We start from the raw sequence: 13,576 nt of genomic DNA on the forward strand, positions 1-13,576 counted from the left end.
GACAATTAAAGAACCAGCCATAAACGCGAGATGCTTAAACGATACGCTTTCCTAACCACCATCACCCTCTTATCCGCAATAACGATCAGCTACGCGCTTACCGACAAGGAGCCCTTGATCGATCCCGCAGAGCTGCCAGTCTTGGCGCCAACGGATCTCATGTCACAGGAAACGATGCGGGTAATCGAAATGCTGGAAACCTTGCACTTCAACAACGAGGAAATCTCAGACGAGGCCTTTATCGAATTGATTCGCGAGTTCATGAGCAAGCTCGACTACAACCACCTCTATTTCCTCCAGTCTGACCAAGACCAATTCATCGACACCTACGCCTCACGTCTCAGCATGCAAATGCGACACAAAGGAAACCTGGACGCCGCCTTCAACATCTACAGTAAATACCGGGAAATCTCACTCGAGCGAATTCAGTGGGTCCTAGAAAAGCTCGAACAGGAATGGACATTCGACGGCGAAGACGAGTACGAGTACGATCGGAGCAAGAGCCCATGGCCGGCTTCCGAGGAGGAGGCAAACGATCTGTGGGTAAAGCGGCTTAAGCAGGAAATGCTGCAAGAGCTTCTAAATGACAAGACGACTGAGGAGGCAAAAGAACGCATTACCAAACGGTACGAGCGTCAGCTTCGCAGCATCAAAGAATTCGGCTCGAGTGACGTGCAGGAGGTCTTCCTAACGAGCCTCACCCACATCTTCGACCCCCATTCCACCTTTTTCTCCTCGGATACGTTCGAGGATTTCAGTATTCACATGAGACTGTCCCTTGTTGGAATCGGAGCCCTGCTCAGTGAAGAGGATGGCTACTGCGTGATTCGTGAATTAATACCCGGCGGACCGGCGAAGAATACGACCGATCTCAAACCCAACGACCGGATCGTAGCAGTCGCCCAGGGGGATGGAGAGCCAGTTGACATTATCGACATGGGCTTGCGTAAGGTGGTCGATCAAATTCGGGGCGAAAAAGGCTCCGTCGTAAATCTCACGATAATCCCTGCAGATGCTGTCGACGAATCGGAACGACGGGTCGTGAGTATTATTCGCGATACCGTCCGCATCAACTCGAGCCGCTGTGAAGGAGAGATCTTCACCGTCCCGACCGCTTCTGGATCTACCATGTCAATGGGTGTCATCGACATTCCCGGGTTTTATGGCTCCGATGAAATCGACGATCAAGGAAATCGGGTTATAACCAGTGTCACGACTGATGTCGAAGAGCTCGTCCTGAAAATGAAGGATGCGGGGGTACAAGGGATCGTCCTAGATCTTAGAAGAAACGGAGGGGGATTACTCAACGAAGCCGTCGACATGACCGGGCTGTTCATTTCGAGAGGACCGGTTGTTCAAGTGAAAGATTCCTACGGAAAGATCCTCGCCCGATCAGACCGCAACCCGAAAGTCGTTTATAATGGTCCCCTGGCAGTCCTAACTTCGCGCCACAGTGCGTCCGCATCGGAGATCCTAGCCGGAGCTCTGCAAAATTATGGCCGCGCATTGATAATAGGCAATGACAGCACGCATGGAAAAGGAACCGTCCAACAGGTCCTCCCGCTCGAAGACTATGTCCTCCGTGCTTACAATTCTAGCAACAAGGCCGGTGCGGCAAAGTTAACGATCCAAAAGTACTACCTGCCAAACGGGTTTTCCGTTCAGAGAAAAGGTGTCGTATCAGATATTTCATTACCTTCAGTTGCTGACATCACTGCGGTGGGTGAAGCCGACTTGGACAACGCCCTCGCTTGGGACTATATAAAACCTGCGCGCTTCTTCGTGGAAATGACTCTCAAAAAACCGTTCATTGAAACCCTGCAAGAACAGAGTAAACAAAGGCGCTTGCAGTTGGAGGAATTCGGGTTCTTGAAGCAGCGAATCGGCTGGTATGAGGAACGAGAGGAGCAGAAGACGATTTCCCTCAATCTGGAAAAACGTAAACTCATCATGGAAGAGGACAAAGAGTTCATCGACCAAATGAAGGAGAAACAGCGCCAATTGGCCGAAATAAACTTCGATTCAACTGAGGTAAAACTCGATACCGTTCTAAAAGAGGAAGCTGAGAACGAAGAGGAGGAAGAACCCGATTTAGCGAGTTCCGAAGTGGTTCTCCTAGAAGAAGACGGCGAACTCGCTCAGACTGAACTCACTCCCAGTGAAGATTCGGACATCGAAGTTGCCGAAAATGAAGCGGGCGACGAGGAGGAAGAGGACGAAGAACCTGTTCCAGATTTTGATATACAGCTTAGGGAAACCCTTCGCATTATGGTAGATGCGGTGAATGCGTCTCCAAATATCAACGACTGGAAACAGCCCGCGCTTCCACTGGCTTCTTCTAAATCGCGTTTCGAAAAGCTGATTAACTAAGCCTCAGCAGGCACATAGTTTTCAGATTCTTGGAGATAGCCCGCTAACGCTTCGCACGGACAAACCGAGGCCGACCGCTCCAGTCGTTGATTCCTTCACTCTCACTGTACCCATACCGGTTACAGGAATCCAGCAGAGCCGAATGCTGTTCTATTCCAGTTTCGAGCCAGAGCGTTCCCCCTTCTTCAAGGTGTTTAAAGGCTCCTTCAATGATAATTAGCAAATCCTCTAAACCTGCGTTATCAGCAACGAGCGCGATCACCGGCTCGAAATCCTTTACCTCGCTTTCCGCATAAGACAGCTCCTCTTTCGTCAAATACGGGGGGTTCGCGACAATCAAATCGAATAAGTCCGCCTCTCCCAATTTCTCAAACCAGTCTGACTGGACAAACTCGACTCTGTTCTGAAGTCCGCAATGTAAGGCGTTATCCTTCGCCAGATCGATAGCTTTGATGCTTTCATCAATCGCAACCACCTGTGAACGCGGGAAGTGCATCGCCAAAGCAAGCGCAATCGCCCCTGAGCCTGTACCCAAATCCAGTATACGCACTTCTTCATCGATCTCTGATCCAAGATCAATGATTTGTTCAACCAATTGCTCTGTTTCCGGTCTCGGGATCAGTGCTCTGTGATCGCATTTAATCGTTAGATTGAGAAACGGAGTTTGACCAATAATGTACTGCAACGGTTCACGCTTTCCTCTTCGGGCAACATATTCCCTCATCTTCCCGAGTTCCGGCTCCTGCAAAGGCCGATCAAACTGCAGGTAGAGTTGCATTCGGCCCATTCCCAACACGTGGGCGATGAGCCACTCCGCATTTAATCGCGGGTTCTCTACTTGCTTACGTTCGAGAAAGTCCGCACTTTTTCGAACTACATCCAAAACTGTAAGTGCCTTACCCACGGGTTTTCTACAATTTCTAAACCTGAGATTGACCGCTCATTAGACTCTCGATTTTCAGTTTCTGATCTTCCTTCTGAAGCGCTTCAATCACTTCGTCGAGCTCGCCCTCCATCACCTGATTCAAGCTGTGGATGGTGAGTCCAATTCGATGATCAGTCAGTCGGCTTTGAGGAAAGTTGTAGGTTCGAATTCGCTCGCTTCTGTCTCCAGTGCCCACTTGCTTTTTGCGATTTTCGGCGTACTTGGCTCTTTCTTCGTCCTCCTTCGCCTGAAGCAATCGAGACCGCAAAACCGTCATCGCCTTCGCCTTATTCTTAATCTGCGAACGTTCGTCAGAACAAAGCACGATAATCCCGGTCGGTTTGTGAAGGATTTGTACGGCAGAATCGGTCGTATTGACGCCTTGCCCACCTGGACCGCTGGCTCGGGTAACGGTTATCTCCAGCTCTTGAGTATCAATTTGAATATCCACTTCCTCGGCTTCGGGAAGCACGGCGACTGTTACAGTGGAAGTGTGTATGCGCCCTTGAGACTCTGTTTCAGGCACCCGCTGAACGCGATGAACTCCACTCTCAAACTTCATTTGCTTGTAAGCTTCCTCCCCTCGAATGAGAAAGGAAACTTCCTTGAATCCACTGATGCCACTTTCGCTCGAACCGAGCTGTTCGATCGACCAGCCACGACGTTCCGCCAATCTAGTATACATTCGGTAAAGGCTTCCCGCAAACAAGGACGCTTCGTCACCTCCCGCTCCCGCACGAATTTCAACGATCGTATTCCGCGAATCAGAATCATCAGGGGGTATCATGGAAACGAGGATCTTGCTTTCTAAACTCGCTACTTGCTCCTCCAACTCAGGAAGCTCTTCCAAGGCAAGCTCCTTGAGCTCTTCATCTCCATTGGGATCTTCCAGCAGCCCTTTGTGCTCCACTAAGGCAGCCTTGGCCGATTCCAGAGCAGCATGGTCCTCGAGTAGCTGACGCAATTTTATTTGCTCTCTAGATAGTGCTGCCGAACGGCGGGTATCATTGAAAAAGTCAGGCTGATTCATAAACCCGTCGATTTCTTCAACGCGTTTTTGAAATGTGGAAATATCTGGAAGCTCGATCGCCATAGGAAAGGAAGCAGCAATGCCGACTCGATCTTAAAACTGCAAATCTCAATTTAACGAAGATGCAGGAAGAGATAAGACAACCACTGAAAAATCGATAGGTTCGTTTCTCCTCTTAGTCCAACGTGATTACTTCGCTCTCATCGAAATTGGCAATTGCAGTCGCAACCTTAAGGCGTTTTTTTTCCTATGGCACAAGGACTATTCACCCAAAACAGAATAGCCCTCATCTGGGATTTCGACAAAACGCTGATACCCGGCTACATGCAGCAGCCTATTTTCGAGCGATATCAAATCGACGAAGATCGCTTTTGGAAGGAAACCAACGCCATGGCGGAACGCTACAAGGAGCGCGGTTATCACGTGTCAGGCGAGAGCGTATACCTTAATCACATCCTCACTCACGTTCGCAACGGCCAGATGAAAGGCCTCAACAACGAACTGCTCCGAACCCTAGGGGCTGAAATCGAGTTTTACAAGGGGCTGCCGAAATTCTTCAGCGAGTTGAGAGCGGAAGCGCGCTCCAAACCTGAATACGAAAAGCACGAAATCGAAATCGAGCACTACATTGTCAGTACGGGCTTGGCAGAGATGATTCGCGGCAGCGAAATAGCCCCCTACATCGACGGGATTTGGGGATCGGAGTTCATCGAGAAACCCCTTTTGCCAGGTTTTCTCTCCCAAGACGAACTAGCGATGGAGACTGACAAGGAAATCAGCCAAATCGGCATGATGATCGACAATACGACCAAGACTCGGGCCCTGTTCGAGATCAACAAGGGCTCTAACAAAGACGGCGCGATCGACGTGAACGCTAAACTGGCCCACGAAGACCGTCGCATTCCTTTTCAAAACATGATTTACATCGCCGATGGGCCAAGCGACGTACCGAGCTTCTCCGTCGTTCGCAAATTTGGAGGAAAGGCTTACGCCGTCTATAAACCGAGCAACGAGGCCGAGTTCGCCCAGAACGACCTCCTTTTGCAAACAAATCGCATTCATGCCTACGGTCCGGCACGGTATTCCGAGGATTCCAATACTTCTATGTGGCTTCGTTTACACGTTCAGAAAATCTGCGACCGAATCGTCGCCGATCGGGAAGCGAATTTCGCTAAACGTATCGCAGAGCCCCCGAGGCATCTAAAGGACGAGGTCGAGACTCCCGAAGCCGAAGCGGATATTGCGGAGCAGGATTCGCTAGAGATCTGAAGTTCAGCCATTGAGCTTTAGCCGTCTAGAATCATTCGAATTCTAGTAGAACTTCCAACGAAATACTTGAAATCTCTCGATTCGTTCGCTAGACGCATCGCCCTCAAGATCAAAAAATCTAAAAACCCTGATTCAACCCGGAACTTGAGCCGGTAAAACAAATCTATTCTCACCCTAAACTTAAAAAACTGATCCTCTAATGGTAATTGTAGATAATATAGTCAAAGACTATGGCGACTTACGAGCCGTCGACGGCGTGTCCTTCGAGGTCAAGAAAGGCGATATTCTAGGCTTTCTTGGACCTAACGGAGCAGGCAAGTCTACCACGATGAAAATGATAGCAGGCTACCTTTCACCGACTGCTGGGACCGCCTCAGTAGCGGGATTCGACGTGCAGAAAAATCCGATGGAAGCGAAAAGACGCATCGGATATTTGCCAGAAAGCAGCCCTGCCTACCCAGAGATGACGGTTGTCGAGTTCCTGACCTATGTCGCGGAAACCAGAGGCTATCGCACGAAGGACAAAATTCACGACCGCCTAGCCGACGTCATCGTAAAGTGCCACCTGCAAACTGTACAAAATCAGGCTATTGAAACGCTTTCCAAGGGATACCGTCAAAGAGTCGGTGTCGCCCAAGCCATCCTGCACGATCCACCGGTTCTCATACTCGACGAACCTACCGATGGTCTCGATCCAAACCAAAAGCACGAGGTGAGGAACTTGATAAAGGCAATGGCTGAGGAAAAAGCTATCATCCTATCTACTCATATTCTCGAGGAAGTCGAAGCGATCTGCAATCGCATCATCGTCATCGACCAAGGAAAAGTACGCGTGAACGAAACTCCTGAGGAATTCAAAACACGACTACCCGGATCTTCCATCGACGAAATTTTCCGTGAAATCACCAACAGTAAGGCATACGCATGAACCAGATTGCTCCTATATTTAAGAAAGAGTTCTTCGGCTATTTCCGTTCACCCGTCGGCTACGTGATTCTGGCCGTTTTCCATATCGTCCTAATTGGGCTAGCCATTTTCGCCGGCTACTATGAAAGCAACCAGGCAAGTCTAGACACCATCTGGACCTTCCTTCCCTGGACCTTCCTCATTTTCATTCCTGCCACAGGAATGCGGCTTTGGTCCGAAGAGAAAAGGTCGGGCAGTATCGAGCTTCTCTTTACACTCCCAATCCCAACCGTCAGCGCTGTCCTCGGAAAGTTTCTCGCAGCCTGGGCGTTCATCGGGATCGCTCTGGCACTGACCTTTTCCCTGGCCCTGACCACCAGCTACCTTGGCAATCCGGATTGGGGAATCATCTTCTCCGGCTATTTCGGATCCGTTCTCATGGCCGCTGCCTATCTGTCTATTAGCTCAGTTTGCTCGGCTTTGACAAAAAACCAAGTGATCGCCTTTGTCATCAGCGTATTGATTTGCGTGCTGGTCACACTCTTCGGTTCGCAAATCTTGCTAACGATCTTCGAGAATATTGCTTCCCCTGGGCTCCTAGACTTCCTAGGCAACTTCAGTTTTCTCAATCACTTTCAGACGATGACTCGTGGACTCATTGAACTAAGCGCCGTATCGTTCTTCATTGTCCTGACCATCGCCTTCCTGGGCATCAATATAATCGTTTTGGAAAATTAGAAACGGGGATACACTGACATGAAAACGAGTACAAAAATTCACGCCGCCATTCTCATCCTCGTAAATTTTCTCCTGCTACACTACGTCCTTTCATCCATACCACTAAGGATTGATATGACAGCGGGAAATTCTTTTACGCTCTCGGACAGTGCCAAATCGCTGCTCTCCAAAGTCGAAGAACCGGTTCGGTTCGACTTTTACCGGACCCGATCAGTCGAGGGGCTTTCACCTCAAATCAAGATGCACATCCAGAACTTTGGAGATCGCGTAGAACAGATGCTCCTTCAGTTCGAGCGGGCCGCCAATGGAAAGGTCATTTTAGATCGGATCGACCCTGAACCCGATACGCCTGCGGAGGAAAACGCGATCGCCGCAGGTGTCCATGGCCAAAGCCTGCCAAATGGAGACACCATTTTCCTTGGATTGGTGATCAGCCAGGGGGATTCCGAACACGTGATTCCCTTCTTCGATTGGAATAAAGAAGGCTCTATTGAATACGACATCGCAAAAGCGGTCCATGAAGCGCAGCAGTTGTCCAAGCCAAAATTGGGCTTGATCAGCACGCTGCCGCTGAAGGCACCTCCGATGCCGATGATGCCCGGACAACCGCCACAAGAGGACCAATACATCATCAGCGAGCTCGAGAGCTCGTTCAATGTTGAGGTTATCGAGCCTACAGCTTCGGAATTGCCACAAGACCTAGATATGCTGATGGTGGTCCATCCCATCGGGCTTCCGGAAACGCTTCTCTTTGACATCGACCAGTTCACGCTGTCAGGAAAGCCTATGTTCTTAGCAGTCGATCCCTCATCGCTCTTTTTCAGAAGCCAACAGCAACAGAATCAGATGATGATGGGTCGCCCCAATCCGAATACTTCGAGCGATTTCCAACCGTTCTTCTCTACTTGGGGTATCAGCTACTCCGCTAGTGAAGCGCTCGCCGATCCTGACATCGCATATACTCAACAGAATACCATGCAGCCAGCCTGGCTCATTTTTCGCGAAGACAACGTAGCCGAAGACTTCCTTCCGGCCGCTGAGCTCAATGCTGTCTTGCTTCTCGAAGCGGGGAGCCTCGGCTTGGACGAAAGCTCTAAGCTCACTATCGAGCCGATTTTGCAGACAACTGAAAGTGCCGGCAGCGTCGCCGGGATGATGCTTCAGTTTGCCCAGCAAGGAGCGCTCTTGAATCAGTTGGAAGCCTCTAACGAAAAACAGACTGTAGCCGGATTGCTCAGCGGAGAGTTTACGACGGCGTTTCCCAATGGAAAGCCCTCCGATCCGAGTGCTTCGCCAGAAAGTGGAGAAACCACAGGGGGATCCGATCAACTCTACACGGGAGAAGGCAATGTATTCATAATTACTGACACCGACTGGCTACTCGACCAGTTTTCCATCCAGCGTCAAAACTTCCTCGGCATGATGACCATTCAGCCAATCAATGACAACTTGACCATGGGTACAAACGTCATCGAGTTCCTTGGCGGAAGTCAGGATCTGATTGGCATCCGCAGCAAAGGAGAAGAGGCCAGATCGTTCGACCGCGTCCAAGCGATGGAAGTTGAAGCTCAGAAACAATATCAAATCAAGCTTCAGGAAGTTGAGGAAAAGATCTCCGAAATGAATCAGGAGATACAGCAACTAGTAACCCAACAACAGGGCACAGGATTAATCGTTGCGGGCCCAGAGCTTACAAACGCCTTGCAGGAGCTTCGGGAAAACGAAGCGAACATGAGAGCAGAAAGACGTGTCATTCGGCGTGAACTACGAAAAGACATCGACGCCCTCAAGTGGAAGCTAGTATCCTTGAATATCGGATACTCGCCCATTGGTCTCGTCATATTCGGTTTTATTTTCTACCGCATGCGTAAACAAAAAGCACGCTAAGACTTACAATGAATATAAAGCATTTATACATCAGCGCTGGAGTCCTTGCTGTCCTTGCAATCATCACCAGCATTTTAACTCGCACTAGCAGTGCCCCCTTGCTCGACGAACGCGTGGGCTCTAATGTAGTCGACCCCGCGAATCTTCGCGACACCGCAAAAATCGTTGTCGAAACCGATGGCGAGAAGATCACGCTTGTCAATGACGAGGAAAAAAAGGCCTGGGTACTGGAAGAGAAACACAGTCTTCCCACCAGTTATAATCGTATCTCACAACTAGCCCGGAATGTTTCCGAAGCGAAGCTTCAAAGACTTGTGAGTGAAAACCCGGATAGGATCGCTACCTTAGGCTTTGAGGGAGGTGACCGCATTCAGTTCATCGACAAACTCGATAACGATATCGTTGCCTTCGGGCTCGGCAAGGAGACCGAAAACGGACGCCAGTTCCTCCGCTTCAATGGCGAGGAAAAGGCATTTCTAGTGAATACGACCTTCTACATTGACTCCAATCTCGACTCTTGGCTGGAGAAAAAACTGGTTACCTTCGAAGCGAGCGACGTGACAGCGATCACCGCTACAATGCAAAACGGAGACAAGCTTTCGGCAACTCGCGACAATGCCGACTCGGACTGGACCACAGATGACTCGCTTCCGGAAAAGAAAATCCTGAACCAGAGCTCTGTTGGACAAATAGCGTCGAAATTTGCCGGGCTCAGCTTCACCGCCACCGCAGACAAAGATGGACCCAACGTAGTCGCTGCTCGTGAGAACAGCCATCAATTCGATCTCCAACTGAACAACGGCAAAAGCTATCAGTTTAAAATCGGACGCCAACCGGAAGTGAAGATAGAGAAGGAAGTCGAAAAGGAAGACGAGAACGGGGAGAAGACTACGGAAATGGAAGAAGAGGTGGTGACACCAGAAGGCCCGGTCTACTTCTTTATTTCACCCAGTGATGCAAGCGATCCAGTTAACGAATACATGAGCCGATCTGCATTCGAAGTGAGTTCTTACCAATTCACCAGTCTGCCAGAATCTTTGGATGCCCTGATCTCTGACGCCCCTGAACCGGTTGAAGAGACGCCCGCCCCCTTAGTGGTTCCTCGTGCCGAGGAATCGCCCTAAGCCGGGTTTAAAACCAATTAATTTGCCAAGGCCGGTCCTCACCAGAGAGTCGGCCTTTTATTGTATTGTGCCCATTGACACCTCGATTTCCTAATCCTCGATGAGCTGCTTCTTTAGCCCCAAGACATCTGTTTGCAATTCCTTAGCCAAAGCCTTGCGATCACTTCGAGCGAGCCTTACAGAGTAAGCTGATGTCGGCTAAGGAGGAATAAATTCCTTAACCCGGGAATTCCGAGTTGATTCACTTTGGAAGGTCGATATGGGTACAAGAGAAACGCTAAAATGCGATCTTTAAACGAAAAAATTTACAACGATACCCAACTGTCTATCTAGTCGAAAACGCCGACCTGAAATATTGCCCATTCGTGCCGCAAATTTCGCAACCACCTAGGCTAAAGAGAGCTTAGATGCTGAATCGCGGAAACTAAAACTGCATTTCTTTCGCCTTCTCGAATGCTTCCATGGCTTCCGGCAAATAAGAGTGGAGCGCATCCAACCGCTCTTGGGAAGACGGGTGAGTCGAGTTCCAAGGCGTACCTCCGCCGCCGCCCGGACTCATCTCAGCCATTTTTTCCATAACCTTGATCGCCGCATTGGGATTATAACCCGCGCGAGCCATATACATAATTCCGATTTGGTCCGCTTCGGATTCTTTTGCCCGGTCCCATGCAGCAAGTTGACCCGTCAAGGAGGGGTCTAACACTAGTCCGCTCAGTCCTCCCGAAAAAATCGATGAGACGCCTGAACCGGCTTTCATTATCCCAGCCTGAGACATCCGTTCGTGCGTATGACGCGCGGTCACATGGGCGATTTCATGAGCAATCACCGACGCCAGTTCGTCTTCGGACTGGACCATGCCGAACAGACCCGAAAATACTCCGACCTTACCGCCTGGCATCGCGAAAGCGTTAATCTGGCCTGGAACGTCAAAGACAATGAACTCCCACTCCGCTAGTGGCATGTCCCAGAACACTTGCTGTGAAATCCGTTCAGAAACGTTCAGCAACCAATCGTTCATGCGCGGATCGTTCGACTTCGGATACTGCGCTTTCATTTGTTCAAACGCCACCTTGGTCATCTTCACCACCTCGGTATCCGACATGAGGTTGATTTGACGGCGCCCCGTCACTGGCACAGTGCTGCAGCTTGAAAAGGTTATGGCTACTAGCGACGCGATCGCTATCATTCGCAGTTTCATTATCGAGTCCATAGATTGTTCAATCACGCCTTATAGTACGGACGAAGCTCACTTTCGGATTAACTAACTTACCTTTCGACCCGTCAACCGCAATAGGGATCCAAGGAGACCAATCTCGGTCTAATTCAATAAAATTTAAATCGTTTCCCTGTTATAAATCCCTGCGAAGCGAACCAAACGTAAAATTCGAAAAACTCCGTTTATCAAAAATGGGGCTCAAAGCGAATGCAGCGTAAAAATAGATGAATCCAAACACCCCGTAAAATCGTAACTTTACCCTGGGAGGCTTTGCAATTAAGCCTTCCCAGCTGCAATATTTGAACGTAGAGTACTCTTGAGGTAGATTGACCTGTATCAAAGCCGTTCACGCGATCAGTAAAAGGAGAAGAAAATCAGTATGCCGGACATGGAAGAGAACCATCAAAACCCTCGGAAGCACAGAGTTATCCACTGGAATCCAGAGGATGAGGATGCGGCTGAAAGAGCACGGTCCTCAAAACGTAAATTGATAGCGGTAGGCGTATCAGCCGCCGTTTTCGTTGTCCTGCTAGTCAGCGTGATCGCATTGTGGGAAAATCCGGACGAAGACGCCAAGGCCCTGACAGACCGACTCGGGCTTACTGACGAGACCGTGCCGGAAGTCACTTTCCAGCAAGCGTTCGCAAGCCGGTCCAAAGCGGATCTTGAGCTTGAAACCTCCAACAGTGGATTGGAGAAAATTCGCCAAATGCGGGTCAATCACCCGGTTCTCACAACAAAATTAGTCGCGGTGGAACGCGAGTTCTTGCAGGGCGAAGACCTCATGAAGCGAAAAGCCTTCGATCGGGCGTTTGAAACCTTCAAAGGGGTCAACGTGCAAATCGAGGACTTTTCGAATTTGGTGGAGGCAAAGCTCGCTACCCAGGAGATGTACGACAACTTCTTGACTCGTGTCGACGAGCTAAAGCCTTCTAAACACCTGAATCAAGAAGCCTATGACGATGCTTTCGACGCCGCCAGCGCCGGGAAGCAGTTTCTCACTGAAGGCTCGTTCACCGCATCTAAAACTAAATTAACGGAGGCAACGGACAAACTCCAGGCACTTGCGGACTCCATATCCAACTACATACGCGAAAACGCGGCCTTGGGGCATCGATACATCGCGCAAGGACAGGGGGCCAAAGCAATCGAAGCCTTCACGAATCTTCTCTCGATCGATCCCCAAAACGAAAATGCCATCCTTCAAATCGAACGAGCGAAGACTGCCGACGACGTTTTCAATCTCGTCAAGAAAGGTGAGGTACAGGAACGCAGCGAAGCGTTCGAGGAGGCTCTCGTTGCCTATCAGCAAGCATTCCGAAAAGACCAGAAATCTGCGAAGGCTCAGAACGGGGTTTCCCGGGTGCGGCGCAAAATTGAGAACCGTGACTTCAGCAAGTATCTCACGATTGCCCAGAACGCAGAGCAGTCCTACCGCTATGATGAAGCGATCGAGAATTTTCAGCTAGCTCTCGCTATTTTTCCAGATCGCAAGGAATTGGCCGATTCCATCGTCAGGGCCCGAAAAGACAAGCGCCAGAGCGACATCACGACGTTGGTTACACGGGCTTATGCTTTGGAAAGTGAAAATCGGGATTGGGAAGGAGCACGAGTGATCTACCAGCAATTGATCGACATGGAGCCCAGCCTCCAGGAAGCCAAAGATGGGCTTTTACGAACCGGGAAAGTGATTCGTAGCATACTTCGTTACGAAAAGTACTTGGAAATCGCAGCGATTGAGGCAAAGCGGCTTCAGTATCAGCTCGCCCGCCAATCCTGGGACCAGGCGATGCGGTCCAAGCCCGACTATCTTGAACTAACCGATGAAGCAAAGCGCTTGCAGCAACACCTCATCACCCAAAGTAGACCCGTTCAGGTTCTTTTTATCTCCGACATGGCGACATGGGTCAGCGTACAGGGTCCGACTGCCAAAAAGCCTACTAAGCTTAAAGAATCTACCATGAACCTATTGCCCGGCGACTATCGTATTATTGGTCGTAAAAAAGGATACGAAGATATTCAATATAGACTCCAAGTCAGGGGAGGGGTCGCCCAATCGCCACTCAAGGTGATATGCGATGAAAAACTGTAATCCACCAAACGCCTAAGAA

The 13,576-nt window shown here is 49.9% G+C and carries 10 protein-coding genes; 7 read left to right on the forward strand and 3 right to left on the reverse strand.

Annotation, left to right across the window (positions count from 1 at the left end):
- Window positions 1-30 precede the first annotated feature (30 nt).
- On the forward strand, window positions 31-2,370 hold the full coding sequence (locus tag GA004_RS15870) for a carboxy terminal-processing peptidase (RefSeq protein WP_283394858.1): 2,340 nt from the start codon (window positions 31-33) through the stop codon (window positions 2,368-2,370).
- Between the two features lie 43 nt (window positions 2,371-2,413).
- On the opposite strand, the gene prmC is transcribed toward GA004_RS15870, so the two are convergent.
- Window positions 2,414-3,274 carry a peptide chain release factor N(5)-glutamine methyltransferase gene (prmC, locus tag GA004_RS15875; RefSeq protein WP_283394859.1) on the reverse strand — a complete coding sequence of 287 codons (861 nt, stop codon included), beginning with the start codon at window positions 3,272-3,274 and terminating at the stop codon, window positions 2,414-2,416.
- Window positions 3,275-3,290: 16 nt separating this feature from the next.
- Window positions 3,291-4,388: a peptide chain release factor 1 gene (prfA, locus tag GA004_RS15880; protein WP_283394860.1), complete on the reverse strand. Its 1,098-nt coding sequence runs from the start codon at window positions 4,386-4,388 to the stop codon at window positions 3,291-3,293.
- Window positions 4,389-4,574: 186 nt separating this feature from the next.
- On the opposite strand from prfA, the gene GA004_RS15885 reads away from it, so the two are divergent.
- From GA004_RS15885 to GA004_RS15905, 5 genes are all read left to right on the forward strand, one after another.
- Complete coding sequence (locus tag GA004_RS15885; RefSeq protein WP_283394861.1) at window positions 4,575-5,594, forward strand: haloacid dehalogenase-like hydrolase; 1,020 nt, start codon at window positions 4,575-4,577, stop codon at window positions 5,592-5,594.
- Between the two features lie 199 nt (window positions 5,595-5,793).
- Window positions 5,794-6,522 carry an ABC transporter ATP-binding protein gene (locus GA004_RS15890; protein ID WP_283394862.1) on the forward strand — a complete coding sequence of 243 codons (729 nt, stop codon included), beginning with the start codon at window positions 5,794-5,796 and terminating at the stop codon, window positions 6,520-6,522.
- Window positions 6,519-7,238, forward strand: coding sequence for an ABC transporter permease subunit (locus tag GA004_RS15895; RefSeq protein WP_283394863.1), 720 nt, complete (start codon window positions 6,519-6,521; stop codon window positions 7,236-7,238). Before GA004_RS15890 ends, GA004_RS15895 begins: the two co-directional genes overlap by 4 nt.
- Window positions 7,239-7,256: 18 nt before the next feature.
- The gene (locus tag GA004_RS15900) at window positions 7,257-9,125 is read left to right on the forward strand and encodes a GldG family protein (protein ID WP_283394864.1); all 1,869 of its coding nucleotides are present in this window, start codon (window positions 7,257-7,259) and stop codon (window positions 9,123-9,125) included.
- 8 nt (window positions 9,126-9,133) lie between these two features.
- The gene (locus tag GA004_RS15905; RefSeq protein WP_283394865.1) at window positions 9,134-10,249 is read left to right on the forward strand and encodes a DUF4340 domain-containing protein; all 1,116 of its coding nucleotides are present in this window, start codon (window positions 9,134-9,136) and stop codon (window positions 10,247-10,249) included.
- Window positions 10,250-10,673: 424 nt separating this feature from the next.
- On the opposite strand, the gene GA004_RS15910 is transcribed toward GA004_RS15905, so the two are convergent.
- Complete coding sequence (locus GA004_RS15910; protein ID WP_283394866.1) at window positions 10,674-11,459, reverse strand: M48 family metallopeptidase; 786 nt, start codon at window positions 11,457-11,459, stop codon at window positions 10,674-10,676.
- 385 nt (window positions 11,460-11,844) lie between these two features.
- On the opposite strand from GA004_RS15910, the gene GA004_RS15915 reads away from it, so the two are divergent.
- Entirely contained in the window at window positions 11,845-13,557 is a 1,713-nt protein-coding gene (locus GA004_RS15915; protein ID WP_283394867.1) for a tetratricopeptide repeat protein, read from the forward strand.
- Window positions 13,558-13,576 lie beyond the last annotated feature (19 nt).

Origin of the sequence: Candidatus Pelagisphaera phototrophica (genome assembly GCF_014529625.1) — a bacterium.
Classification (GTDB): domain Bacteria; phylum Verrucomicrobiota; class Verrucomicrobiia; order Opitutales; family Opitutaceae; genus Pelagisphaera; species Pelagisphaera phototrophica.

Excerpts from the sequence above, each read along its gene's own strand:
- GA004_RS15870 (WP_283394858.1), top strand. The coding sequence starts at position 31 with ATGCTTAAACGATACGCTTTCCTAACCACCATCACCCTCTTATCCGCA.
- prfA (WP_283394860.1), bottom strand. The coding sequence starts at position 4,388 with ATGGCGATCGAGCTTCCAGATATTTCCACATTTCAAAAACGCGTTGAA.
- GA004_RS15885 (WP_283394861.1), top strand. The coding sequence starts at position 4,575 with ATGGCACAAGGACTATTCACCCAAAACAGAATAGCCCTCATCTGGGAT.
- GA004_RS15890 (WP_283394862.1), top strand. The coding sequence starts at position 5,794 with ATGGTAATTGTAGATAATATAGTCAAAGACTATGGCGACTTACGAGCC.
- GA004_RS15895 (WP_283394863.1), top strand. The coding sequence starts at position 6,519 with ATGAACCAGATTGCTCCTATATTTAAGAAAGAGTTCTTCGGCTATTTC.
- GA004_RS15900 (WP_283394864.1), top strand. The coding sequence starts at position 7,257 with ATGAAAACGAGTACAAAAATTCACGCCGCCATTCTCATCCTCGTAAAT.
- GA004_RS15905 (WP_283394865.1), top strand. The coding sequence starts at position 9,134 with ATGAATATAAAGCATTTATACATCAGCGCTGGAGTCCTTGCTGTCCTT.
- GA004_RS15910 (WP_283394866.1), bottom strand. The coding sequence starts at position 11,459 with ATGGACTCGATAATGAAACTGCGAATGATAGCGATCGCGTCGCTAGTA.
- GA004_RS15915 (WP_283394867.1), top strand. The coding sequence starts at position 11,845 with ATGCCGGACATGGAAGAGAACCATCAAAACCCTCGGAAGCACAGAGTT.